Source organism: Streptomyces massasporeus (genome assembly GCF_014648995.1).
Taxonomy (GTDB): domain Bacteria; phylum Actinomycetota; class Actinomycetes; order Streptomycetales; family Streptomycetaceae; genus Streptomyces; species Streptomyces massasporeus.
This window is the reverse complement of sequence record NZ_BMSE01000001.1, coordinates 671,022-693,617: the sequence shown is the minus strand read 5'-3', so window position 1 is coordinate 693,617 and position 22,596 is coordinate 671,022. Positions and strand designations below refer to the sequence as shown.

General features: G+C 71.9%; 21 protein-coding genes and 1 pseudogene. 10 read left to right on the top strand and 12 right to left on the bottom strand.

The window, feature by feature from the left end; all coding sequences use genetic code 11:
• Nucleotides 1–96: 96 nt before the first annotated feature.
• From IE153_RS03195 to IE153_RS03180, 4 genes are all read right to left on the bottom strand, one after another.
• Complete coding sequence (locus IE153_RS03195) at nt 97–1,074, bottom strand: acyl-ACP desaturase (protein WP_189588204.1); 978 nt, start codon at nt 1,072–1,074, stop codon at nt 97–99.
• 192 nt (nt 1,075–1,266) lie between these two features.
• Nucleotides 1,267–2,043, bottom strand: coding sequence for a dimethylargininase (gene ddaH / locus IE153_RS03190; protein ID WP_189588202.1), 777 nt, complete (start codon nt 2,041–2,043; stop codon nt 1,267–1,269).
• Between the two features lie 191 nt (nt 2,044–2,234).
• On the bottom strand, nt 2,235–4,526 hold the full coding sequence (locus IE153_RS03185) for an ATP-binding cassette domain-containing protein (protein WP_189588200.1): 2,292 nt from the start codon (nt 4,524–4,526) through the stop codon (nt 2,235–2,237).
• 10 nt (nt 4,527–4,536) lie between these two features.
• A complete protein-coding gene (locus IE153_RS03180) occupies nt 4,537–6,162 on the bottom strand; it encodes an ABC-F family ATP-binding cassette domain-containing protein (RefSeq protein WP_189588198.1) in 1,626 nt (541 codons plus the stop codon).
• Nucleotides 6,163–6,471: 309 nt separating this feature from the next.
• On the opposite strand from IE153_RS03180, the gene IE153_RS03175 reads away from it, so the two are divergent.
• Entirely contained in the window at nt 6,472–7,116 is a 645-nt protein-coding gene (locus tag IE153_RS03175) for a GOLPH3/VPS74 family protein (RefSeq protein ID WP_189588196.1), read from the top strand.
• A 95-nt stretch (nt 7,117–7,211) separates the two neighbouring features.
• Here IE153_RS03175 and ssgD read toward each other — a convergent pair whose 3' ends face one another.
• Complete coding sequence (gene ssgD / locus IE153_RS03170; RefSeq protein WP_031109063.1) at nt 7,212–7,628, bottom strand: spore wall synthesis regulator SsgD; 417 nt, start codon at nt 7,626–7,628, stop codon at nt 7,212–7,214.
• A gap of 317 nt (nt 7,629–7,945) precedes the next feature.
• Here ssgD and IE153_RS03165 point away from each other — a divergent pair, with 317 nt between their 5' ends.
• Nucleotides 7,946–8,992 carry a WD40/YVTN/BNR-like repeat-containing protein gene (locus tag IE153_RS03165; protein ID WP_189588194.1) on the top strand — a complete coding sequence of 349 codons (1,047 nt, stop codon included), beginning with the start codon at nt 7,946–7,948 and terminating at the stop codon, nt 8,990–8,992.
• Between the two features lie 70 nt (nt 8,993–9,062).
• Complete coding sequence (locus tag IE153_RS03160; RefSeq protein ID WP_030840999.1) at nt 9,063–9,386, top strand: hypothetical protein; 324 nt, start codon at nt 9,063–9,065, stop codon at nt 9,384–9,386.
• Between the two features lie 10 nt (nt 9,387–9,396).
• Here IE153_RS03160 and IE153_RS03155 read toward each other — a convergent pair whose 3' ends face one another.
• Complete coding sequence (locus IE153_RS03155; protein WP_107453970.1) at nt 9,397–9,690, bottom strand: YciI family protein; 294 nt, start codon at nt 9,688–9,690, stop codon at nt 9,397–9,399.
• A gap of 65 nt (nt 9,691–9,755) precedes the next feature.
• Between IE153_RS03155 and IE153_RS03150 the strand changes: the two genes are divergently transcribed.
• The gene (locus IE153_RS03150; RefSeq protein ID WP_189588193.1) at nt 9,756–10,448 is read left to right on the top strand and encodes an endonuclease V; all 693 of its coding nucleotides are present in this window, start codon (nt 9,756–9,758) and stop codon (nt 10,446–10,448) included.
• Here IE153_RS03150 and IE153_RS41410 read toward each other — a convergent pair.
• Complete coding sequence (locus tag IE153_RS41410; RefSeq protein WP_229828782.1) at nt 10,436–10,624, bottom strand: hypothetical protein; 189 nt, start codon at nt 10,622–10,624, stop codon at nt 10,436–10,438. The genes IE153_RS03150 and IE153_RS41410 overlap by 13 nt on opposite strands.
• 65 nt (nt 10,625–10,689) lie before the next feature.
• On the opposite strand from IE153_RS41410, the gene mmpA reads away from it, so the two are divergent.
• Nucleotides 10,690–10,836 carry a morphogenic membrane protein MmpA gene (mmpA, locus tag IE153_RS03145; RefSeq protein ID WP_189588191.1) on the top strand — a complete coding sequence of 49 codons (147 nt, stop codon included), beginning with the start codon at nt 10,690–10,692 and terminating at the stop codon, nt 10,834–10,836.
• Between the two features lie 43 nt (nt 10,837–10,879).
• On the opposite strand, the gene IE153_RS03140 is transcribed toward mmpA, so the two are convergent.
• Nucleotides 10,880–12,058 (bottom strand): saccharopine dehydrogenase family protein, encoded by a 1,179-nt coding sequence (locus IE153_RS03140; protein ID WP_189588188.1) that lies wholly within the window; start codon nt 12,056–12,058, stop codon nt 10,880–10,882.
• A gap of 91 nt (nt 12,059–12,149) precedes the next feature.
• Here IE153_RS03140 and IE153_RS03135 point away from each other — a divergent pair, with 91 nt between their 5' ends.
• From IE153_RS03135 to IE153_RS03120, 4 genes are all read left to right on the top strand, one after another.
• Nucleotides 12,150–12,530: an MmcQ/YjbR family DNA-binding protein gene (locus IE153_RS03135; protein ID WP_189588186.1), complete on the top strand. Its 381-nt coding sequence runs from the start codon at nt 12,150–12,152 to the stop codon at nt 12,528–12,530.
• A gap of 109 nt (nt 12,531–12,639) precedes the next feature.
• Nucleotides 12,640–13,785 (top strand): CaiB/BaiF CoA transferase family protein, encoded by a 1,146-nt coding sequence (locus IE153_RS03130; RefSeq protein WP_189588184.1) that lies wholly within the window; start codon nt 12,640–12,642, stop codon nt 13,783–13,785.
• A gap of 11 nt (nt 13,786–13,796) precedes the next feature.
• A complete protein-coding gene (locus tag IE153_RS03125) occupies nt 13,797–15,011 on the top strand; it encodes an acetyl-CoA C-acetyltransferase (RefSeq protein WP_189588182.1) in 1,215 nt (404 codons plus the stop codon).
• A gap of 34 nt (nt 15,012–15,045) precedes the next feature.
• Nucleotides 15,046–17,232: a 3-hydroxyacyl-CoA dehydrogenase NAD-binding domain-containing protein gene (locus IE153_RS03120; RefSeq protein ID WP_189588180.1), complete on the top strand. Its 2,187-nt coding sequence runs from the start codon at nt 15,046–15,048 to the stop codon at nt 17,230–17,232.
• Here IE153_RS03120 and IE153_RS03115 read toward each other — a convergent pair.
• A complete protein-coding gene (locus IE153_RS03115; RefSeq protein WP_189588178.1) occupies nt 17,218–17,940 on the bottom strand; it encodes a MerR family transcriptional regulator in 723 nt (240 codons plus the stop codon). The genes IE153_RS03120 and IE153_RS03115 overlap by 15 nt on opposite strands.
• Nucleotides 17,941–18,159: 219 nt before the next feature.
• Here IE153_RS03115 and IE153_RS03110 point away from each other — a divergent pair, with 219 nt between their 5' ends.
• The gene (locus IE153_RS03110; protein ID WP_189588176.1) at nt 18,160–19,626 is read left to right on the top strand and encodes an amino acid permease; all 1,467 of its coding nucleotides are present in this window, start codon (nt 18,160–18,162) and stop codon (nt 19,624–19,626) included.
• A 58-nt stretch (nt 19,627–19,684) separates the two neighbouring features.
• Here IE153_RS03110 and IE153_RS03105 read toward each other — a convergent pair whose 3' ends face one another.
• The 3 genes and pseudogenes from IE153_RS03105 to IE153_RS03100 form a co-directional block, all read right to left on the bottom strand.
• Nucleotides 19,685–20,173, bottom strand: a complete 489-nt coding sequence (locus IE153_RS03105) for an arginase family protein (protein WP_268251706.1) — start codon at nt 20,171–20,173, stop codon at nt 19,685–19,687.
• An 83-nt stretch (nt 20,174–20,256) separates the two neighbouring features.
• A pseudogene (locus IE153_RS42280) lies at nt 20,257–20,310 on the bottom strand (hypothetical protein); the annotation flags it as partial.
• 648 nt (nt 20,311–20,958) lie between these two features.
• Nucleotides 20,959–22,461: a M1 family metallopeptidase gene (locus tag IE153_RS03100; protein ID WP_189588174.1), complete on the bottom strand. Its 1,503-nt coding sequence runs from the start codon at nt 22,459–22,461 to the stop codon at nt 20,959–20,961.
• Nucleotides 22,462–22,596: the final 135 nt, after the last annotated feature.

Sequence of the window (22,596 nt, the reverse complement as noted above, 5' to 3'; positions counted from 1 at the left end):
ACGGGAGCGGGGTTCCGCGCTGTCCGCTGCCGGAACGCGCAGGGCCCCGGCCGCTCGTGGCGGCCGGGGCCCTGTCTGCGTGGGTGCCGGTCGGCGTCAGGCGCCGGCCCGGGCCGCCATGCGGGCCTTGCGGGCGGCCAGCTTCTCGTCGAACTTCGATGCCTCGGAGTCCAGACCGCCCATGAACAGGCCGAGCTCCTCCTGCGCCTTGCGGCCCTCGGGGCCCAGGCCGTCGATCTCCATGACCTTCAGGAAGCGCAGCACGGGCTGGAGCACGTCGTCGTGGTGGATGCGCATGTTGTAGATCTCGCCGATCGCCATCTGCGCGGCGGCCCGCTCGAAGCCGGGCATGCCGTGGCCGGGCATCCGGAAGTTCACGATGACGTCGCGCACCGCCATCATCGTCAGGTCGGGCGCCAGCTCGAAAGCCGCCTTCAGCAGGTTCCGGTAGAAGACCATGTGCAGGTTCTCGTCGGTGGCGATGCGCGCCAGCATGCGGTCGCAGACCGGGTCCCCGGACTGGTGGCCGGTGTTGCGGTGCGAGACGCGGGTCGCGAGCTCCTGGAAGGCCACGTAGGCGACCGAGTGCAGCATCGAGTGCCGGTTGTCCGACTCGAAGCCCTCGCTCATGTGGGACATCCGGAATTCCTCCAGCTTGTCCGGGTCCACGGCGCGCGAGGTGAGCAGGTAGTCGCGCATCACGATGCCGTGCCGGCCCTCCTCCGCGGTCCAGCGGTGCACCCAGGTGCCCCAGGCGCCGTCGCGGCCGAACAGCGAGGCGATCTCGTGGTGGTAGCTGGGCAGGTTGTCCTCGGTGAGAAGGTTGACGACGAGCGCGATGCGCCCGACCTCGGTGACCTTGGACTGCTCCTTCTCCCAGGCCTCGCCGTCTTCGAAGAGACCGGGGAAGTTGCGCCCGTCGCTGAAGGGCACGTACTCGTGCGGCATCCAGTCCTTGGCGACCTTCAGATGCCGGTTGAGTTCCTTCTCGACCACTTCCTCCAGGGCATACAGCAGCTGGGCGTCGGTCCAGGCGCCGGCCGGGCTGCCGAGGTGGGGAGTGGTGATCGTCATGGACTCTCCAGGGGGACAAGCGGATGAGCGGTGAGCTGTGAACCTACGGCATCGTAGGCTACGTTGCCGTAGGTTACGAGGCCGTAGGTTAAGGGTGCCGTAAAGGCCGCTGATCAGCGGGGTCGCCCAGCCGTGTGTCGGGTTCCCCTGACCCGCAGGTCGGGAGCCCGGACGGGGAATGTGCGCGTCCGGTCAGACGTACAGCTCCCGCAGTCGCACCGAGAGGCACGTCACACATCCCTCGAGCTTCTCGAACTCGCCGATGTCCACGACGACCGGTTCGTACCCGAGGTCGGCGAACAGCTCGGCGGTCTTCGGCGCGCTCGCCGCCATCAGCAGTTTGTCGCCGCCGAGCAGGACGACGTGCGAGCCGGCCTCCTCGGGGACCGGCAGGAAGCGCGCGAACAGCGAGGGCGTGTCCATCTTGGGGATGTGCCCGATGACCGTGCCGTCCGGCAGCGCCGTGACCGCCGACTTCAGGTGCAGGACCTTGCTCACCGGCGCGGAGACGACCCGCGCGCCGAGCGGCTCGAACGCGGCGCGCAGCTGCCGGACGCCGTCGGCGTTGGTGCGACCGCCCCGGCCCACGTAGACGGTGTCGCCGATCTTCAGGACGTCCCCGCCCTCCAGGGTGCCCGGGTCCCAGATCCAGTTCACCGAGCAGCCCAGACCGGCGACGGCCTCCTCGACCCCGGCGGTCTCCTCGCGCCGGGAGTCCGCGCCCGGGCGCGCGATCAGGGCCACGTTCTTGTACATCACGACCGTGTCCTCGACGAACACCGAGTCCGGGCAGTCGTCGGCGGGGTCCACCTCGATGGTCTCCCAGCCGTGCGTGCGCAGGGCCTCCACGTACGCCTCCCACTGCTCGACGGCGAGGTCGACGTCGACCTTCTCCCGCTCGATGTGCGTCACCAGCCCTTCGGCGAGGCGCGGGCTGGGGCGGCGGACGAGGGCCTTCTTGCTGGGCACGAGCGTGACTCCGTATCGGATGGGACGTGTCGGGACCGCACCGGCGGAGCTTTCCGGGATCGACCGGAACCCGTCGGGCGTCGGCCGCCATCATGCAGGGCGAACGGGGGAGAGGACAGCCCCGGGGAGCGGCGGAGACAGGGAGGGGCTGCTCCACCACCCGCCAGTACCCCGTCCACGTCCCCCCGAACTCAACCCGCCGAGCCGGCGCCCGCCGACCCCACCGCCCGCCGCAGATGCTCCCCGGTGAACGAACCCGCCGCCGCCAGGAGATGCCGGGGCGTCCCCTCGAAGACGATCCGGCCGCCGTCCCGGCCGCCGTCCGGGCCCAGGTCGATCACCCAGTCGGCGCGGGCGACCACGGCCAGGTTGTGCTCGACCACCACGACCGTGTTGCCCGCGTCGACCAGCCTGTCCAGCAGGGCGACGAGGCCCTCCACGTCCGCCATGTGCAGGCCGGTCGTCGGTTCGTCGAGCACGTAGACCGCGCCCGTCCGGTGCAGTCGCGTGGCCAGCTTGATGCGCTGCCGCTCGCCGCCGGAGAGGGTGGAGAGGGGCTGGCCGAGGGTGAGGTACGTGAGTCCGACGTCCCGCAGGGCGCTCAGCCGGCGCCGTACGCCCGGGTCGTCGAAGAAGCCGAGGGCCTGCTCGGCCGTCATCTCCAGGACGTCCGCGACGGAACTGCCCCGCACGGTCAGCCGCAGCACCTCCTCCTTGAAGCGCCGCCCCTCGCAGTCGTGGCAGGTCGTCGTCACCGGGTCCATGAAGGCGAGGTCGGTGTAGATGACGCCCCGGCCCTCACAGGTGCCGCAGGCGCCGTGGGAGTTGAAGCTGAACAGGCCCGCCTCGGCCCCCGTCCCGCGGGCGAAGACCTTCCGGACCGTGTCCATGATCCCCAGGTAGGTCGCCGGGGTGGAGCGGCCCGAGATGCCGATCGACGACTGGTCGACGACCACGGCCTCCTCGTGCGCGGCCGTGAACTCCGCTGCCAGGGTGCTCTTTCCCGACCCGGCGACCCCGGTCACGGCGGTGAGCACCCCGGCCGGGAACCGTACGGTCACGTCCCGCAGGTTGTGCCGGTCGGCGCCCTTGACCCACAGCTCACCGGTGGGCTCCCGCACCTCGTCCTTGACCGCCGTGCGGGTGCGCAGGCAGCGCCCGGTGAGCGTGCCGGAGGAGGCCAGTTCCCGCGGGGTCCCCTCGAAGACCACTGTGCCGCCACCGGCACCGGCGCCCGGCCCCATGTCGACGACGTGGTCGGCGAGCGCGATGACATCCGGGTCGTGCTCGACGACCAGCACGGTGTTCCCCTTGTCGCGCAGCCGCAGCAGCAGGTCGCCGAGGCGGCCCACGTCCCGCGGGTGCAGACCGACGCTCGGCTCGTCGAAGATGTACGTCATGCCGGTCAGGCTGGAGCCGAGGTGCCGCACGGTCTTCAGCCGCTGCCCCTCCCCGCCGCTGAGCGTGGCGGTCTCCCGGTCGAGGCTCAGATAGCCGAGGCCGATCGCCTCGATGCGCTCCAGAGCCGAAACGGCGGCCGAGGCGATCGGCCCGGCCACCGGGTCGTCGATCTCGTTCAGTACGGCGATCAGGTCGGTGACCTGCATGCGGACGCAGTCGGCGATCGACCGGCCGTTGATCCGGGTCACGAGCGCCGCCGCGTTCAGCCGTGCCCCGCGGCAGCCCGGGCAGGTGCCCTCCACCAGGAACGCTCGGACCAGGTCCCGGGTCTTCTGGCTCATGGCCGACAGGTCCCGCTTCAGGTACAGCCGCTCGAAGCGGACGGCCAGCCCCTCGTACTCGGTGGTCCAGGTGCCGCCGCTGCCGTTGACGGTGACCTTGCTGCCGGGCCGTCCGCGCATGAGGAACTCCCGCTCGGCGGCCGTGAACCGCCCCACCGGCTTGTGCGGGTCGAGGTCGTCGCTGTTCGTGTACGCCTGGCCCTGCCAGGTCCCGGCGGCGAACGGCGGGAAGCGGACCGCCCCGTCGGCGAGGGAGCGGTCCGGATCCAGGATGCGGTCCCAGTCGGGCCGTACCGTCCGGCCGAGACCGTCGCACTCGGGGCACATGCCCGACGGGTCGTTGAACGAGTAGGCCGTTGCCGGTCCGGCGCTCGGGGTGCCGTGCCGGGAGAACAGCACCCGGATCACCGAGTAGACGTCCGTCATGGTGCCGACGGTCGACCGGGAGTGGCCGCCGACCTGCCGCTGGTCGACGACGATCGCCGGGGTGAGGTCCTCCAGGCCGTCCGCGTGCGGCCGCTCGAACTTGGGCAGCCGGTTGCGGACGAACCACGGGTAGGTCTCGTTGAGCTGGCGCTGCGACTCCACCGCGATCGTGTCGAAGACGACGGACGACTTCCCCGATCCCGAAACGCCGGTGAACACGGTCAGCCGGCCTTTCGGGATGCGGAGGGTGACGTCCTTGAGGTTGTTCTCGCGTGCTCCGGTCAGGGTGATGGCATCGGGTGCGAAGTCGGTCATGCCACCGACGCTAGGAGGAAATCCCGACAGCCTCTGGCGTGATTTCCCGCAGTTCTCCTTCCTCCAGCAGCAGCCAGCGCGTGATGCCGATCGACTCCAGGAACGGCAGGTCGTGGCTGGCCACGACCAGCGCTCCCTCGTACGAATCCAGGGCCGTGGTGAGCTGCCGGACGCTCGCCATGTCGAGGTTGTTGGTCGGCTCGTCCAGCAGGAGCAGCTGCGGTGCGGGCTCGGCCAGCATCAGCGCGGCCAGCGCGGCCCGGAAGCGTTCGCCGCCGGACAGCGTCGCCGCCTTCTGGTCGGCGCGGGCGCCCCGGAACAGGAAGCGCGCCAGCCGCGCCCGGATCCGGTTGTTGGTGGCGTCCGGCGCGTACCGGGCCACGTTCTCGGCGACGGACAGCTCCCCGTCGAGGACGTCGAGCCGCTGCGGCAGGAACCGCAGTGGGACGTGCGCCACCACCTCGCCCGCCTCCGGGGCGAGCTCGCCGGTGATCGTGCGCAGCAGCGTGGTCTTGCCCGCGCCGTTGCGCCCGATCAGCGCGACCCGCTCGGGCCCGCGCAGGTCGAAGCCGCCCTTCACCCGGGCGCCGTACCGGAGCCCGAGATCCTGGAGGGTGAGGACGGTCCGCCCCGGCGGCACCGCCGTGTACGGCAGGTCGACGCGGATCTCGTCGTCGTCCCGTACGGCCTCCACCGCCTCGTCGAGCCGCTCCCTGGCCTCGGCGAGCTTCTCCTCGTGCATGATGCGGTGCTTGCCCGCGGACTCCTGCGCCGCGCGCTTGCGCGCCCCCATGACGATCTTCGGCTCACGCTTCTGGTCCCACATCTTCTGCCCGTACCGCTTGCGGCGGGCCAGTTTGACCTGGGCGTCGGCCAGTTCGCGCTTCTGCTTGCGGAAGTCGGACTCGGCGACGCGCACCATGCGCTCGGCCGCCTCCTGCTCGATCTCCAGTGCCTCCTCGTAGTCGGAGTAGTTGCCGCCGTACCAGGTGATCTCACCGGAACGCAGATCGGCGATCTGGTCGACGAGGTCCAGCAGTTCACGGTCGTGGCTGACGACGACCATGACGCCCGGCCAGGACTGCACGGCCGCGTACAGCCGCCGACGGGCGTACAGGTCGAGGTTGTTGGTCGGCTCGTCCAGCAGCAGCACCTCGGGCCGGCGCAGCAGCAGCGCGGCCAGCCGCAGCAGGACCGACTCGCCCCCGGACACCTCGCCGATGGTGCGGTCCAACTCGACGTGCCCGAGCCCGAGTTCGCCGAGCGTGGCGAGGGCGCGCTCCTCGACGTCCCAGTCGTCGCCGACGGTCTCGAAATGCGCTTCGGAGACGTCGCCCGACTCGATGGCGTGCAGGGCGGCGCGCTGTGCGGCGATGCCGAGGACCTCGTCGACGCGCAGGGCGGTGTCGAGCGTGACGTTCTGCGGCAGGTAGCCGACCTCGCCGGCCACACGGACGGTGCCGTCGCTGGGTGCGAGTTCACCGGCGACCAGCTTCAACAGGGTCGACTTTCCGGACCCGTTGACGCCGACCAGGCCGGTCCGGCCGGGGCCGAACGAGGCGTCCAGGCCCTCGAAGACGGGGGTGCCGTCGGGCCAGGTGAACGCAAGGGACGTGACGGTGATGGAGGTGGACATGGTGGCCTCATTCGCGGTTGCTCGAAGCGGTCAGGGGCAAACGCGTGTCGAGACACCTGCGACCAGGGGGTGAGGCTCCATGGGCACATCACGGACATGAGAAATGCCCTGCACCGGAGGGACGGCTCGAACGCCGAGGTCGCACGCAGCGCACACCACAGAGGGGTGTGACGCGGTGTCTCAGGACCTCAGACGAGCAACGTCCTTCTCCAATCGGCGGCAACAGGGACGCTTTACACCGTAGGAGGGCGCTCTGAGCCTGTCAACGAATTAACGCGCGACTCGATCGTTCCGCCCCGAGGAGGCCCCGTGTCCAACGGTCCGCTCACGCTGTCGGCCCGGCTCTGCCTGCTGGCCTGGGATGCCGCGGGACCGGCCGCCGGCGCCACCGCCCACCGGCCCGCTCCGGTGCGGGCCGGAGCCCTCGTCGAGCTGGCCCGGCGCGGCCTGCTCACCGACGAGGACGGCATCGCCACGCCGGGCGACCTGGACGCGAGCGCGGGTGACGCGGTCCTCGACGGGCTGCTCGAACTCGTCCGCGAGTCGTGCCCGCACCCCTGGCGGACGTGGGTGACGCTGCGGGCACGGGTGACCTTCGACGCCGTGCGGGAGCAGTTGGTGGCCGACGGGATTCTGCGGGCGGAGAAGCGGCGGGTCCTGGGTGTGTTCCCGACCGTGGAGTACGCGCTGGAGCGGGTGGCCGTCGTAGAGGCGCTGCGGGAGGAGACACGGCAGATCCTCCACGGGGCGCTGCCGGTCGCCCGGATCTCCGAGCGGGACGCGGCACTCGCCGTCCTCGCCGCGGCGGCGGACCTCCTCGACGAGGACACCTCTGACCGGCGCATCGAGCAGCTGACGGAACGGGCGGGCGCGTCGGTGCCCGGGCTCGCGTCGATCGTGCGCGAGGTGAGCACGGCGATGACGGCGGGGCGTGCGGTGGCGGCGTCGCCCTGAGGCCTGTCCGGGCCGGCTGAGGCAAGGGCGGCACCGGCCCGGCTCGGGGCCCGGCGCGGCCCACGGGCCCGGCACGGCCCCCGGGGCCCGTCAGCTCAGCACGCGTCCCGCATCAGCTCGGCGAGACCGTGGTCCAGATCCAGCTGGAGGTGCTCCAGACCGACGGGCACGAGCTCGCTCGTGGCCTCGAGGAAGCGTCGGATCTCGCTCGAGCGGACGTGGACCACTGCGGTGCCCTCCGGGGCGTGGAACTCCAGCACCGTGCGGTCGTAGCCGTAGGGCCGCACGCGCACGTCACCCTGCCCCTCGGCGCCCTTCTGGCCCGCGGCGAGCAGCTCGCGGGAGAAGGTCCAGCAGACCTCGACGCCCTCCAGCGTGGCCGGCGCGGGGAAGGTCATGCGGACGGCGAAAGGATCACGCCGGTCGTAGTGGAGCGTCGCGGGAATGCTCGGCATACGCGGCGCGGCGGCGACGAGGCGGGCCTCCACGGGCTGCTCGATGACGATGGACAACGCCTTGCTCCCTTGTGACGGCTGGACGGACACTTCCGGGCGGATGAGGCCGGGCACTGGAAGAGACGACGGAATCAGCCAATCCGTGCACACGAAGTGCGAGTGACCTCTGTCACCGCGTTCATGCACCGGAGTGACGTGACTCTCCTCGTGTGACTTCAAGGGCACGTGTGGCGCCCGCCGCACCGCCCGTCACACCACGCGGAGCACCCGCGAGGCCATCTGGACGGCGCCCGGGCGGTGGGCTAGCTTCCCCGGCCATGAGGCGCATGGGGAGCACGCGACGGACGGGACGAACACGCAGCAGGGCGACCGCGATGGCGGCCTGCGCGGCGGCACTGGCAGCCCTGACCGCCGTACCGGCACAGGCACACGAACCCCAGGGCCGGGGGCCGCACTGGGAACTCAAGGACACCGGCGCTCCGGAGGCACGGTTCCGGGGCCTCGCCGCCGTCAGCCGGACCACCGCCTGGGTCGCCGGCACCGGCGGCACCGTCCTGCGCACCACCGACGGAGGGGCGGCCTGGCGCGACGTCTCGCCGCCGGGCGCGGGGGAGTTGCAGTTCCGGGACGTCGAGGCGTTCGACGCGCGCCGGGCCGTGGTCCTGGCCATCGGCGAGGGAGAGGCGTCCCGGGTCTACCGCACCGACGACGGCGGAGCGACCTGGACCGAGTCCTTCCGCAACACCGACCCCAAGGCGTTCTACGACTGCCTCACCTTCTTCGACCACCGCCACGGTCTCGCGATGAGCGACCCGGTGGACGGGAAGTTCCGCATCCTGTCGACCCGCGACGGCGGCCGGAGCTGGAAGGTGCTGCCGGACCGGGGCATGCCGGCCGCGCAGGAGGGCGAGGCCGGATTCGCCGCGAGCGGCCAGTGCCTGGTGACGTCCGGGCCGAAGGACGTCTGGCTGGCCACCGGCGGGGCGCCGCGCGCGCGTGTGCTGCACTCCGCCGACCGGGGACGCACCTGGACGGCCACCGACACGCCCCTCCCGGCGGGCGACCCCGCCCGGGGCGTCTTCGCGCTGGCCTTCCGCGACCGAGCCCACGGCCTCGCCGTCGGCGGCGACTTCCGCCCCGACCAGCCCTCGCCGAACGCCGCCGCCCGCTCCTTCGACGGCGGCCGCACCTGGCGCCCGGCCGCCACCGCCCCGCCCGCCTACCGCTCCGGCGTCGCCTGGCTCCCGCACAGCCGCACCGCGGCCCTCGCCGTCGGCCCCACCGGCACCGACCTCACCACGGACGCCGGCCGCACCTGGCGGACCGTCGACACGGGTTCCTACGACACCGTCGACTGCACCCCGGACCACGGGTGCTGGGCCGCCGGCGAGAAGGGCCGGGTTGCCCGCCTGGAGCACTGAGCATGCGGGGTGCCCTGATCGTTGGCAGTGTGGGTACCCGTTCACTGATCGGGAAAGGAAGTGAGCGGGTATGCCACGCGGTTCGAGCTCCAAGCGGGAGCGCCAGTACGAGCACATCAAGGAGAGTGCGAAGGACCGGGGCGAGAGCACCGGCCGCGCCAAGGAGATCGCCGCACGGACGGTGAACAAGGAACGCGCCCGCTCCGGCGAGTCGAAGACCGCCAGCCGCACCTCCACCCAGGACATGTCCTCCGGCAAGCGGGGCGGTCAGCGCTCCGGGCAGGGTTCCCAGGGACCCACCTACGACCAGCTGTACCAGGAGGCCAAGCGCAAGGGCGTCGAGGGCCGTTCCAGCATGAACAAGAGCCAGTTGCAGCGCGCACTGGGCAAGTGAGGCGTACGCCTCAGAGGGTCTCCCGGTAGGCCTCCAGCGCGGGCGCCGTCTTCGTCGCCGTGAACTCGGTGACGCGGTACGCGCACACGCCCGCGGTGACGAACGGGTCCTCCGCGGTGATCTCCTCGATCCGCGCGCGGTCCCCCGCGACGGCGATGATAACGCCGCCGTCGCGGGGGTTCTTGCGCCCGGACGCGAGGAAGACCCCCTGCCGGTACTGCTCGTCGAGCCACACCACGTGCTCTTCCAGCACGGCGTCGACGGCTTCCAGCGGGGCGGTGTACGTCAGCTCCAGCACGAACATGGCCGGGAGCCTACCCCCGGGCGTTTCCGTCCGGTCACCGGGGAGCCCGTAGGCTCGGGGCCACCATGACGACCGTACGCATCCCCGAGGACTGGCCCGCCACCGAGGAGCAGGCCCGCGCCGTCCAGGACGCCCTGCGCGAGCGGGTGATCCTCGACGAGCCGGGCCCGCTGCCCGGGACCGGCCGTGTGACAGGTGTCGACGTCGCCTACGACGACGAACGGGACGTCGTCGCGGCGGCCGCGGTCGTCCTCGACGCGGCGAGCCTCGAAGTCGTCGCCGAGGCCACCGCGGTGGGCCGGATCTCCTTCCCCTACGTACCCGGGCTGCTCGCCTTCCGCGAGATCCCCACGGTCCTGGCCGCCCTCGACGCCCTCCCGTGCGGCCCCGGCCTGGTCGTCTGCGACGGCTACGGCATCGCCCACCCCCGGCGCTTCGGCCTCGCCTGCCACCTCGGCGTCCTGACCGGCCTGCCCACGATCGGCGTTGCCAAGAACCCGTTCACCTTCACCCACGACGAGCCGGGCACCTCGCGCGGCAGCGCCTCCGCGCTCCTCGCCGGCTCCGAGGAGGTCGGCCGGGCCCTGCGCACCCGGGACACCGTCAAGCCGGTCTTCGTCTCCGTCGGCCACCGGACGACGCTGGACAACGCCTGCGCCCACACCCTCGCGCTGACCCCCGCCTACCGCCTCCCGGAGACCACCCGCAGGGCGGACGCACTGTGCCGCGAGGCGCTCCGGGAGACCTACTCGGCCTGACCGTCCACCCGCCGGCGGCCCACCTCCCGGTACTCCGAGTCGTAGATCGCCGATTCGTCCCCGGGGGCGAGCGCGCAGTGGCGCAGATTGCCGGCCCAGTACCTGAGGATCCGGCCCAGCTCGCCCGCCGGATCCTTCGGAGGAGGAGGAGGAGCGGGCGGGACGGTCGGCCCGATCTGAGTACCGGCTCTGAGTACCCGTACGGATGCCCGGGGCGGGCCCCGTCGGGAGGCTGGGGTGCATGACAACGCACCGCGCCTCCAAGCCTGTTGCCGGCCCGACCCAGACCGTCGAGCGGGCCGTCACCATAGGGCTGATCCTCGCCGTGCTGGCCGGGCTCGGCTGGATCGCCGGGATGATCTACACCATCGTCGAGTGGCCGCTGTAGGACCCTCAGCGCGCCGACGGACCCTCAGCGCGCCGGCGGACCCTCAGCGCGCCGACGCGACGCGGAAGCGGATGCCCGCCGCGCGCAGCCGGTCGATCAGCGCGTTGCCCATCGCCACCGCCGTGGTGACCTGACCCGCCGTCTCCGGAAGGTCGTCGAAGGCGAGGCACAGCGCCGACTCGGCGAACATCTTGGCCGTCTCGTCGTAGCCGGGATCGCCGCCCGAGACCTCCGTGTACACCCGCTGACCGCCGCCTTCACCCACGAAGCGCACGGAGAACCAGCTCTTCGCCCGCTTCTCGGGGCTCGGCCCGTCGCCGGGCTTGAGCCGGTCCGACAACCAGCGCCGCGCGGGCGGCACCTGAGCCGCCGCGACCAGCGCGCCGACCGCGGCGACCCCGCCGACCGCGACCGGCAGATGCCGGACGGCCGCGTACTGCCGGTAGCGGAAGTCGGGCCCGTACCGGTCGAGGGCCGACGCCGAGCGCCGCACGATCTGCGGGTCGATGGTCGGCATCGGCAGCGCCCACGCACCGACCTCCTTGGCGAACCGCGGCCCGCCCAACGGCGCCGAGGCCCGCCGGCCCACCAGCCGCGGCTCGTGCCGCCGCCGGTCCCGGGCGGCCGCCGCCATCTGACGCTGCCGCGCGAACTGGCCGAGCGCGGAGGCGAAGGTCCCGCCCGAGAACGCCGCGTCCGCGGTGACGAAGCCCTCCACGGCCAGCGGCACGTCCTCGGGCAGCTGCTGCACGGTGAAGTACACGCCCAGGTCGTGCGGGATCGAGTCGAACCCTGCGGCGTGCACCAGCCGCGCCCCGGTCTCCCGAGCTCGGGCGTCGTGCCGGACGTACATCAGATCCACGAACTCCGGCTCGCCACACAGGTCGAGGTAGTCGGTCCCGGCGTCCGCGCAGGCGGCGACGAGCTCCTCGCCGTGACTCACGTACGGGCCGACCGTCGTGGCCAGCACGCGCGCCTTCCCGGCGAGGTCGCGCAGCGAGGCCGGGTCGGAGACGTCCGCCCGCTCCACCCCGACCTTCGTGTCGGCGGGCAGCCGCTCCCGCAGCCGCTCCAGCTTCCCGGCGTTGCGGCCCGCGATCGCCCAGCGCAGCCCCTCGGGCGCGTGGGCGGCCAGGTACTCCGCGGTGAGCGCCCCGGCGAAACTGGTCGCTCCGAAGAGCACGATGTCGTACGGACGGTCCGTCCTGCTTTGCCTGCTCATGACACCCCTCGGTCGTGCAGCCCGTGCCGCTGTCGGTGGCCGAGGCTAGCGTGAGGAGTGCGGAGCCCGACGACGAGCCCGGAGGACGACGATGGCCGTGCCCAGGAATGCCCTGAAGAAGTGGGAGAAAGTGCGCGCGTTCGCACTGGGGCTGCCGGGCGCCGTCGAGGAGTTCCCCTGGGGCGAGTCCGTCGCGAAGGTCAACAAGAAGGTGTTCGTCTTCCTCGGCGTCCAGGACGGCAGTTACCCCTTAGGGGTGACGGTGAAGCTCAAGGACGAGACGGCGCACGCCCACGCGCTGGCCTGCCCCGGCGCCGAGCCCGCCGGATACGGCCTGGGCAAGGCGGGCTGGGTGAGCATCCCCCTGGAGCAGCCGGGCGCCCCCGCCGCCGAGGTGCTCTGCGACTGGGTGGAGGAGAGCTACCGGGTGATCGCGCCGAAGCGGCTGATAGTCGTGCTGGACGGAAGCTGACCCCGTCCGGCAGATTGCTAAGCGCTTGCTCGTTCAGGTCTTGTGCCGAGTGGAACACGTTCTTAGCATCACTGGTGTTACATCAGTTGTGTCACAGCATGGGGGCTGGATGACCATGGCAAGGACGCCAGGACACGGTCCGCTCACCGGCGTGCGCGTCGTCGAGCTGGCCGGCATCGGGCCCGGCCCGTTCGCCGCCATGCTCCTGGCCGACCTCGGAGCCGACGTCGTGCGCGTGGACCGGCCCGGCGGCCCCGGGTTCGCGATCGACCCGGCGTACGACGTCACCAACCGCAACAAGCGCTCGGTGGTCGTCGACCTGAAGGCCCCGGACGGCCCGGAGCGGGTGCTCGACCTCGTGGCCCGCGCCGACGTCCTCGTGGAGGGCTACCGCCCCGGCGTCGCGGAGCGCCTCGGTGTCGGCCCCGGGGACTGCCACGCCCGCAACCCGCGCCTCGTCTACGGCCGGATGACCGGCTGGGGCCAGGACGGCCCCCTCGCCCAGCGCGCCGGGCACGACATCGCGTACATCGCCCCCACCGGCGCCCTCGGCATGATCGGCCGCCCGGACGAACCGCCCGCGGTCCCGGCGAACCTGCTCGGCGACTACGCGGGCGGCTCCCTCTACCTCGTCGTGGGCGTCCTCGCCGCTCTGCACCACGCGCGCGCGAGCGGCACCGGCCAGGTCGTCGACGCCGCCATCGTGGACGGCACCGCCCATCTCGCCACGATGATCCACGGCATGCTCGCCGCGGGCGGCTGGCAGGACCGCCGTGGTGCCAACCTCCTGGACGGCGGCTGCCCCTACTACGGCACGTACGAGACGGCCGACGGCCGGTACATGGCCGTCGGCGCCCTGGAGCCCCAGTTCTACGCGGAGTTCCTCGCCCTGCTCGGCGTCGAGGACCAGGCCGGGGCCCGCAGGGACGTCGGCCGCTGGAGTGAACTGCGCGAGCAGGTCGCCACTCGCTTCAAGAGCCGTACCCGGGACGAGTGGACGGCCGTCTTCGACGGCTCCGACGCCTGCGTGGCGCCCGTGCTGTCGCTGCGCGAGGCCCCGCACCACCCGCACCTGGCCGCCCGCGGCACCTTCACCGACCACGGCGGCATCACCCAGCCCGCCCCGGCCCCCCGCTTCTCCGCGACCCCGACCTCCGTCCGCACCGGCCCGGCGCGGCCGGGCGCCGACACGGCGGACGTCGCCCGGGACTGGGACGTCCCCGGGCTCCTCCCGTCGTCCCGAAACCCTCAGTGAAAGGCCCCCTCGTGAGCACCGAAGCGTACGTCTACGACGCGATCCGCACCCCGCGCGGCCGCGGCAAGGCCAACGGCTCCCTGCACGGCACCAAGCCCATCGACCTGGTCGTCGGACTCATCCACGAGATCCGCGCCCGGTTCCCCGACCTCGACCCGGCCGCCGTCGACGACATCGTCCTCGGCGTCGTCGGCCCGGTCGGCGACCAGGGCTCCGACATCGCCCGGATCGCCGCCATCGCCGCGGGCCTGCCCGACACGGTCGCCGGTGTGCAGGAGAACCGCTTCTGTGCCTCGGGGCTGGAGGCCGTCAACCTGGCCGCCGCCAAGGTGCGTTCCGGCTGGGAGGACCTCGTCCTCGCGGGCGGCGTCGAGTCGATGTCCCGGGTGCCGATGGCCTCCGACGGCGGCGCCTGGTTCAACGACCCGATGACCAACCTCGAGGTCAACTTCGTGCCGCAGGGCATCGGCGCCGACCTCATCGCCACCATCGAGGGCTTCTCCCGGCGGGACGTCGACGAGTACGCGGCGCTCTCCCAGGAGCGGGCCGCCACCGCGATGAAGGACGGCCGTTTCGAGCGGTCCGTCGTCCCGGTCAAGGACCGCAGCGGCCTCGTCGTCCTCGACCACGACGAGTTCCCGCGCCCCGGCACGACGGCCGACTCCCTCGCCAAGCTCAAGCCGTCCTTCGCGGACATCGGCGAACTCGGCGGCTTCGACGCCGTGGCCCTCCAGCAGTACCACTGGGTGGAGAAGATCGACCACGTCCACCACGCGGGCAACTCCTCCGGCATCGTCGACGGCGCCTCGCTCGTCGCGATCGGCTCCAAGGAGGTCGGCGAGCGCTACGGCCTCACCCCCCGCGCCCGGATCGTCTCCGCCGCGGTCTCCGGATCCGAGCCGACCATCATGCTCACCGGCCCCGCCCCCGCCACCCGCAAGGCCCTCGCCAAGGCCGGACTGACCATCGACGACATCGACCTCGTCGAGATCAACGAGGCGTTCGCGGCGGTCGTCCTGCGCTTCGTGAAGGACATGGGCCTGTCCCTGGACAAGGTCAACGTCAACGGCGGCGCGATCGCGCTCGGCCACCCCCTCGGCGCCACCGGCGCGATGATCCTCGGCACCCTCGTGGACGAACTCGAGCGCCAGGACAAGCGCTACGGCCTCGCCACGCTGTGCGTCGGCGGCGGCATGGGCGTCGCCACCATCGTCGAGCGCATCTGACCCCCTCCCGACGGATCACACGGAGCACCTCCACATGAGCACTGAGTCCACCACCATCCGCTGGGAACAGGACCGCACCGGCCTCGTCACCCTCGTCATCGACGACCCCAACCAGTCCGCGAACACCATGAACCAGGCGTTCCGCGACTCGCTGGCCGCCGTCACCGACCGCCTGGAGGCCGAGAAGGACTCCATCCGGGGCGTCATCATCACCTCCGCGAAGAAGACCTTCTTCGCCGGCGGCGACCTGCGCGACCTCATCCGCGTCACGCCCGAGACGGCCCAGGAGCTGTTCGACGGCGGCATGGCCATCAAGCGGAACCTGCGCCGCATCGAGACCCTCGGCAAGCCCGTCGTCGCCGCCCTCAACGGCGCGGCCCTCGGCGGCGGCTACGAGATCGCCCTCGCCTGCCACCACCGCGTCGCGCTCGACGCGCCCGGCTCCAAGATCGGCTGCCCCGAGGTCACCCTCGGTCTGCTCCCCGGAGGCGGCGGCGTCGTCCGCACCGTCCGCCTGCTCGGCATCGCCGACGCCCTGCTGAAGGTCCTCCTCCAGGGCACCCAGTACAGCCCGCGCCGCGCCCAGGAGAACGGCCTCGTCGATGAGGTGGCCGACAGCCGGGAGGACATGCTCGCCAAGGCCCGCGCCTTCATCGACGCCAACCCCGAGTCCCAGCAGCCCTGGGACAAGCCGGGCTACCGCATCCCGGGCGGCACGCCGGCCAACCCCAAGTTCGCCGCGAACCTGCCCGCCTTCCCGGCCAGCCTGCGCAAGCAGACGAACGGCGCCCCCTACCCGGCCCCGCGCAACATCCTGGCCGCCGCCGTCGAGGGCTCCCAGGTCGACTTCGAGACCGCCCAGGTCATCGAGGCCCGCTACTTCGTGGACCTCGCGGCGGGCCAGACCTCGAAGAACATGATCCAGGCCTTCTTCTTCGACCTCCAGGCCGTCAACTCCGGCGCCAACCGCCCCCAGGGCATCGAGCCCCGCAAGGTCCGCAAGGTCGCCGTCCTCGGCGCCGGGATGATGGGCGCCGGCATCGCCTACTCCTGCGCCCGCGCCGGCATCGACGTCGTCCTCAAGGACGTCTCCCTGGAGGCGGCCCTCAAGGGCAAGGGCTACTCCGAGAAGCTGTGCGCCAAGGCCGTCTCCAAGGGCCGTACGTCCCAGGAGAAGGCCGACGCGCTGCTCGCCCGCATCACCCCGACCGCCGAGGCGCAGGACCTGGCCGGCTGCGACGCAGTCATCGAGGCCGTCTTCGAGGACACCTCCCTCAAGCACAAGGTCTTCCAGGAGATCCAGCACGTCGTGGAGCCCGACGCGCTGCTCTGCTCCAACACCTCCACCCTCCCCATCACCGCCCTCGCCGAAGGCGTGGAGCGCCAGGGCGACTTCATCGGCCTGCACTTCTTCTCGCCCGTCGACAAGATGCCGCTCGTCGAGATCATCAAGGGCGAGCGCACCGGCGAGGAGGCCCTGGCCCGCGCCTTCGACCTGGTCCGGCAGATCAACAAGACGCCCATCGTCGTCAACGACTCGCGCGGCTTCTTCACCTCCCGCGTCATCGGCCACTTCATCAACGAGGGCGTCGCGATGGTCGGCGAGGGCATCGAGCCCGCCTCGGTCGAGCAGGCCGCCGCCCAGGCCGGCTACCCGGCCAAGGTGCTGTCCCTGATGGACGAACTGACGCTGACCCTGCCCCGCAAGATCCGGGCCGAGACGAGGCGCGCGGTCGAGGAGGCGGGCGGCACCTGGACGGCCCACCCCGCCGAGGCCGTCATCGACCGCATGGTCGACGACTTCGGCCGCACCGGCCGCAGCGGCGGCGCCGGCTTCTACGACTACGGCGACGACGGCAAGCGCACCGGCCTGTGGCCCGGGCTGCGCGAGCACTACACCAAACCGGGGTATCGGATCCCGTTCCGGGACATGCAGGAGCGCATGCTGTTCTCCGAGGCGCTGGACACCGTCCGGCTGCTGGAGGAGGGCGTGCTGACCTCCGTCGCCGACGCCAACATCGGCTCCATCTTCGGCATCGGCTTCCCGGGCTGGACCGGAGGCGTGCTCCAGTACATCAACGGCTACGAAGGGGGCCTGCCCGGCTTCGTGGCACGCGCGCGTGAACTCGCCGAGCAGTACGGGGAGCGCTTCGACCCGCCCGCGCTGCTGGTGCAGAAGGCGGAGAAGGGGGAGCGGTTCAGCGACTCAGCCCGCGGCTGACCCGCCGGAGCCCGACGGCCCGGTGAGCCATTCGCCCAGCTCTTCCTTCAGCGACCGCTGAAAGGCGGTGAGGAGCGCCTGCACCACCAGAGGGTGCATGTGCGCGGACAAGGAGCGCACGTCCTGCGCGTCGCGCTCCGCCACCTCGCCGCGGAAGAGCTGGGACAGCTCCCGGGCCGCGGCGCGCGTGTGTTCGACGAGGACCTTGCGCGCCGCGAAGATCGCCTCCTGGGAGAGCGGCACGTCCAGTAGCCCGGCGCCGAGCCGGAGCAGGCCGAGGTCGGCCTCGTACCCGCCGTCCGCGGGCCGGATCACGCCCATCGCGACGAGCCGCTCGACGTCCTCGTCGCCGAGCATCCGTCCGGCCCGCCGCTCCAGCTCCGCCCGCGTGACCGTCTCGACGCTCTCCGGCGCCCAGGAGGCCACCACGGCCCGGTGGATGGCGAGGTCGTGCGCGCTCAGGTCCGACGGCAGCTGCCGCAGGTAGCGCTCGATGCCGGCCAGCGTCATGCCCTGCTGCTGCAACTCCTCGATCAGCGCCAGTCGCGCCAGATGCTCACGCCCGTAGTGCCCCACGCGCCGCGGACCGAGCACCGGCGGCGGCAGCAGCCCTTTGGTGCCGTAGAAGCGGACCGTGCGCACCGTGACGCCGGTCCGGGCGGCCAGCTCGTCGATCGTGAGGGTCGGCTCCTCGGTGTCGGTCGTCATGTGCAGCAGTATCGCTGTCTCACCAGTGCTGTGAAACCTCCGGCGCCGAACGTGAAGGCCCTGTGAGAAGTAGCGCTCTGTGACGTGTGCCATCGCGTGAGCCGCGCAGGGCGGGGGAAGGTGGCCCCTTGGTCTGTGCCCTGACAGAGGGCCCAGACCTTATGTACGTCCGGAAGCCGAGCGTGACCCGCTCGGGCGCACCAGAGAAGTGGATCCACCGTGAGCAAGGACGCCGTGAACACGGCTGCGGCCACGCCGCGTACCGATGCGGCCGCAGTGCCCGCGGACGCGGGCGACGCCGGCTACAGCAAGGACCTCAAGGCCCGCCACGTCAACATGATCGCCATCGGAGGCGCGATCGGCACCGGGCTCTTCCTGGGCGCGGGCGGCCGCCTGCACAACGCGGGCCCGGCGCTGGCGATCGCCTACCTGGTCTGCGGCATCTTCGCCTTCTTCGTGGTCCGGGCCCTCGGTGAGCTCGTGCTCTACCGCCCCTCCTCGGGTTCCTTCGTGTCGTACGCGCGCGAGTTCCTCGGCGAGAAGGGCGCATACATCGCCGGCTGGATGTACTTCCTGAACTGGTCGACCACCGGCATCGCCGACATCACCGCGATCGCGCTCTACACGCACTACTGGAGCATGTTCACGGACATCCCGCAGTGGGTGCTCGCGCTGGTCGCCCTCGCGGTCGTCCTGGCGGTGAACCTGATCTCGGTGAAGTACTTCGGCGAGATGGAGTTCTGGTTCGCGATCATCAAGGTCGCCACGCTCGTCGGATTCATGTTCATCGGCATCTTCCTGCTCGCCACACAGCACGAGGTGGGCGGCCAGACCCCGGGCCTGGGCGTCATCACCGACAACGGCGGCGTCTTCCCGCACGGCATGATGCCCGTCGTCCTGGTCATGCAGGGCGTGATCTTCGCGTACGCCGCACTGGAGCTGGTCGGTGTCGCCGCGGGCGAGACCGCCGAGCCGGAGAAGGTCGTCCCGCGCGCGGTGAACTCGATCATGTGGCGGGTGGGTCTCTTCTACGTGGGCTCGGTCGTCCTCCTCGCCCTGCTCCTGCCCGGCTCGGTCTACTCGGCCGACCAGAGCCCCTTCGTCACGGTGCTGTCGAAGATCGGCGTCCCGGCCGCGGGCGACGTGATGAACCTGGTCGTCCTGACGGCCGCCATGTCCTCCCTCAACTCCGGCCTGTACTCCACGGGCCGCATCCTGCGCTCCATGGCGATGGCGGGCTCCGCCCCGAAGTTCACCGCGCGCATGAACCGCAGCCAGGTCCCCTACGGCGGCATCCTGCTGACCTGCGGGGTGTGCGTGCTCGGCGTCGGCCTGAACTTCCTCGTGCCGGCCCAGGCCTTCGAGATCGTGCTGAACGTCGCCTCCCTCGGCATCATCAGCACCTGGGTGATCATCATGGTCTGCCACCTGGTCTTCGTCCGCCGCGCCAAGGACGGCCAGGTCACCCGCCCCTCCTTCCGCCTTCCCTTCAGCCCGGTCACCGAGATCACCACGATCGCCTTCCTGCTGGCCTGCCTCGGCATGATGTGGAACGACCCCGAGGTCGGCCGCAAGACCCTCCTCCTCATCCCCCTGATCGCGGCCATGCTGGTCGCGGGCTGGTTCGGCATCCGCCGCCGCGTCTCCCGGGCGGCGGACCAGGAGCTGTCGCAGCTGACGAAGTAGCGGGTCGCGGCCTGTCGGGCGCCCGGCGCTGTCGGGCCCCGGCGCGGAGCGGGCCGGCTCAGCCCTGGCTGTCGAAGGCCCGTACCAGGCAGTCGACGAGGCGTCGGGCGAGGCTGCCGTCGGGGTCCAGGCGGGGGTTGAAGATCGCGACGGTGAGGCCCGCCGCCCCGCCGCCCGTCAGCGCCGTGCGCAGGACGGTCTCCAGCTCCTGCCAGGTCAGCCCGTCCGGCTGCCGGTAGTCGACGGCCGGCATGATCGCGTCGTCCAGCACGTCGACGTCGAGATGGATCCAGTACCCGGCACCTGTGCCGTCACCGGTCAGCACCCGGACGGCGCGCCGGGCCGCCTCGGCCGCCCCCAGGGCGCGCACGGTGTCCAGCTCCAGCGCGTGCAGCGCCGACGGCAGCGGCTGCATCCCGTACCCCGCCGACTCCTCCGCGTCCCGGAACCCCAGGGCGACGACGTCCGCGTCGCGCACGAGCGGGCCCCGGCCCTCCAGGTCGGCCAGCACCCGCGGTCCGCGCCCGGTGGCCAGGGCGAGCTCCATGGAGGCCACCTCGCCGGCGGGCTCCGCGGCTGGTAGAAGTCGGTGTGCCCGTCCAGGAAGAGCAGGCCGTGCCGGTCGTCGCGGCGGCGCAGTGCCAGCAGGGTGCCGAGCAGCACGCTGCAGTCGCCGCCGAGCACGACGGGGAACCGGCCGTGGCCGAGGACGGTGCCCACGGCGTCGGCCAGCGCGACGGAGTACGCGGCGATGCCGCCGGGGTTCAGGAGCCCCGTCGCCGGATCCCGCTCCGGGTCGTACGGGGGCGGCTCGACCCGGCCCGAGTGCCGCGCACCGAGCCCTTCGGCCAGCCCGGCCCCGAGGAGCGCCGCGGGCAGGTCCTCGACGCCGGTGGGGCGCAGCCCGAGCACGGACGGTGCCTCGACGATCGCCAGCTTCCGCACGTCCGGCTCCCTCGTCAGCAGCCTCGCCCTCACACGTCACGGTGTACGGGCCCCACCGTAGACGGCGGGGCCCCGTTCGGCAGGCCGGGCGTCACCCTGACGGGGCAGCGCATCGGCGCCCCCGTGCGGGAGCCGCCCGCCGCCCGGTCGAGCGGGGCGGCGGTCCGTGCGGCGGGCTTACCGCCGCCGGGTCGCGCCGGACGCCTCAGTGCCGGGCTTCCCGCCGCCGGGTCGCGCCGGAGGCCCCTGCGCCGGATGCCCCCTGCGCCGGGCTTCCCGTCGGCGTGTCGCGCCGGGCACCCCCGCACGACACGCGGGTGTCAGTGCCCGCGCACCTCCGCCGATACGCGGGGGCCAGCGCCCGCGCCCCCGCCCGACCCGTGGATATCAGTGCCCGTGCACCCCGTTCGTCGCGGCGATCCGCTTCCACGACCTGGGCTGGGACACGCCCTTCGCTCCCTTGGCGCCCTTGGCCACCGCGGCGGCCCGGGCCGCCGGCACCCCCGGCTTCGACGGCTGGAACAGCCACGTGTCGAAGAGCGCGGCCAGCGGCTTGCCCGAGACCTCCTCCGCGTACCGCCGGAAGTCCGCCACCGAGGCGTTGCCATGGGCGTACTTAGCGGGCCAGCCCTTGAGGATCGCGAAGAACGACTCGTCACCGATCTTGTTGCGCAGCGCCTGGACGGCCAGTGCGCCACGGTCGTAGACCGCGATGTCGAACTGGTTCTCCGGGCCGGGGTCCCCGGGCTTCACCGTCCAGAACGGGTCGTCGGCCGGATGCGAGGCGTACACGTAGTCGGCGAGGTCCTGCGCCGTGCCCTCGCCCTCGTGCTCGGACCACAGCCACTGCGCGTACCGCGCGAACCCCTCGTTGATCCAGATGTCCTTCCAGCCCTTGAGCGACACGTCGTCGCCGTACCACTGGTGGGCCAGCTCATGGACGACGACCGACACGTTGGACCCGTTCGCGAACTGCCGCGGGCTGTAGAACGGCCGGGTCTGGGTCTCCAGCGCGTACCCGGTGTTCGTGTTCGGCACGTATCCGCCGAGCGCGCTGTAGGGGTACGGCCCGAAGTAGCCGGCCAGCCAGTCCGCGATCTCCCCGGTCCGTTCGATGCTCGCCCGCGCCGCCCCGGCGTTCGCGCCGAGGTCCTTGCTGTAGGCGTTGAGGACCGGGATGCCGCCCTCGGTCGTGCCGGTCGTGATGTCGAACTTCCCGACCGCGAGCGTGGCGAGGTACGTGGCCTGCGGCTTGTCGGACCGCCAGTTCCAGCGGGTCCACCCGAGCTTCGAACTCGTCGACTGGAGCGTGCCGTTGGAGATGGCCTGCGTACCGTCCGGGACCAGCACGGAGACGTCGTAGGTCGCCTTGTCCAGCGGATGGTCGTTGGCCGGGAACCACCACGCGGCCGCCTCGGGCTCGTTCGCCGCGACACCGCCGTCCGGAGTGCGGTGCCAGCTGGTGAAACCGAAGGCCTGCTTCGACGACGGCACCCCGCGGTAGCGCACGACGACCGTGACGGGCGCGCCCTTGGCCAGCGGGGTCTTCGGCGTGATCTCCAGTTCCTGCTCGCCCGAGGTCCGCAGCGACGCCTTCGCGCCGTTGACGCGGACCTCGCCGACGTCCAGCAGGAAGTCCAGGTTGAAGCTCGTCAGGTCCTGCGTGGCGCGGGCCACGAGGGTCGCCGTGCCCTCCAGTTCGTCCGTGGCCGGCTGGTACTTCAGCCGGAGGTCGTAGTGGGAGACGTCGTAGCCGCCGTTGCCGTAGGCCGGGTAGTAGGGGTCGCCGATACCCGGCGCGCCGGGGGAGTGGGGGGCGGCCGATGCCGGGATCGCCAGCAGGAGAACGGCCGCTGCCAGGGCTCCCGGCGCGATGATTCTGCGGTGCACGCAAGGCTCCAAGTCGTAGGGTCCCGGGGTCTGTCCGGGATCTGTCCGGGGTCTTGTCCGGGGTCTGTCCGGAGCCTATTGACTCCCTGTGCCTCTGATCATGTCCATGGCCCCTGCTGTCACACGATCGCCATT

What these genes read in the sequence shown, in the direction of transcription:
- mmpA (WP_189588191.1), top strand. Translation starts at nt 10,690, where the DNA reads ATGACAACGCACCGCGCCTCCAAGCCTGTTGCCGGCCCGACCCAGACC.
- IE153_RS03115 (WP_189588178.1), bottom strand. Translation starts at nt 17,940, where the DNA reads ATGACGACCGACACCGAGGAGCCGACCCTCACGATCGACGAGCTGGCC.
- IE153_RS03155 (WP_107453970.1), bottom strand. Translation starts at nt 9,690, where the DNA reads ATGTTCGTGCTGGAGCTGACGTACACCGCCCCGCTGGAAGCCGTCGAC.
- IE153_RS03130 (WP_189588184.1), top strand. Translation starts at nt 12,640, where the DNA reads ATGACCATGGCAAGGACGCCAGGACACGGTCCGCTCACCGGCGTGCGC.
- IE153_RS03195 (WP_189588204.1), bottom strand. Translation starts at nt 1,074, where the DNA reads ATGACGATCACCACTCCCCACCTCGGCAGCCCGGCCGGCGCCTGGACC.
- IE153_RS03185 (WP_189588200.1), bottom strand. Translation starts at nt 4,526, where the DNA reads ATGACCGACTTCGCACCCGATGCCATCACCCTGACCGGAGCACGCGAG.
- IE153_RS03150 (WP_189588193.1), top strand. Translation starts at nt 9,756, where the DNA reads ATGACGACCGTACGCATCCCCGAGGACTGGCCCGCCACCGAGGAGCAG.
- IE153_RS03135 (WP_189588186.1), top strand. Translation starts at nt 12,150, where the DNA reads ATGGCCGTGCCCAGGAATGCCCTGAAGAAGTGGGAGAAAGTGCGCGCG.
- IE153_RS03180 (WP_189588198.1), bottom strand. Translation starts at nt 6,162, where the DNA reads ATGTCCACCTCCATCACCGTCACGTCCCTTGCGTTCACCTGGCCCGAC.
- IE153_RS03160 (WP_030840999.1), top strand. Translation starts at nt 9,063, where the DNA reads ATGCCACGCGGTTCGAGCTCCAAGCGGGAGCGCCAGTACGAGCACATC.
- IE153_RS03120 (WP_189588180.1), top strand. Translation starts at nt 15,046, where the DNA reads ATGAGCACTGAGTCCACCACCATCCGCTGGGAACAGGACCGCACCGGC.
- IE153_RS03140 (WP_189588188.1), bottom strand. Translation starts at nt 12,058, where the DNA reads ATGAGCAGGCAAAGCAGGACGGACCGTCCGTACGACATCGTGCTCTTC.
- IE153_RS03105 (WP_268251706.1), bottom strand. Translation starts at nt 20,173, where the DNA reads ATGGAGCTCGCCCTGGCCACCGGGCGCGGACCGCGGGTGCTGGCCGAC.
- IE153_RS03165 (WP_189588194.1), top strand. Translation starts at nt 7,946, where the DNA reads ATGGCGGCCTGCGCGGCGGCACTGGCAGCCCTGACCGCCGTACCGGCA.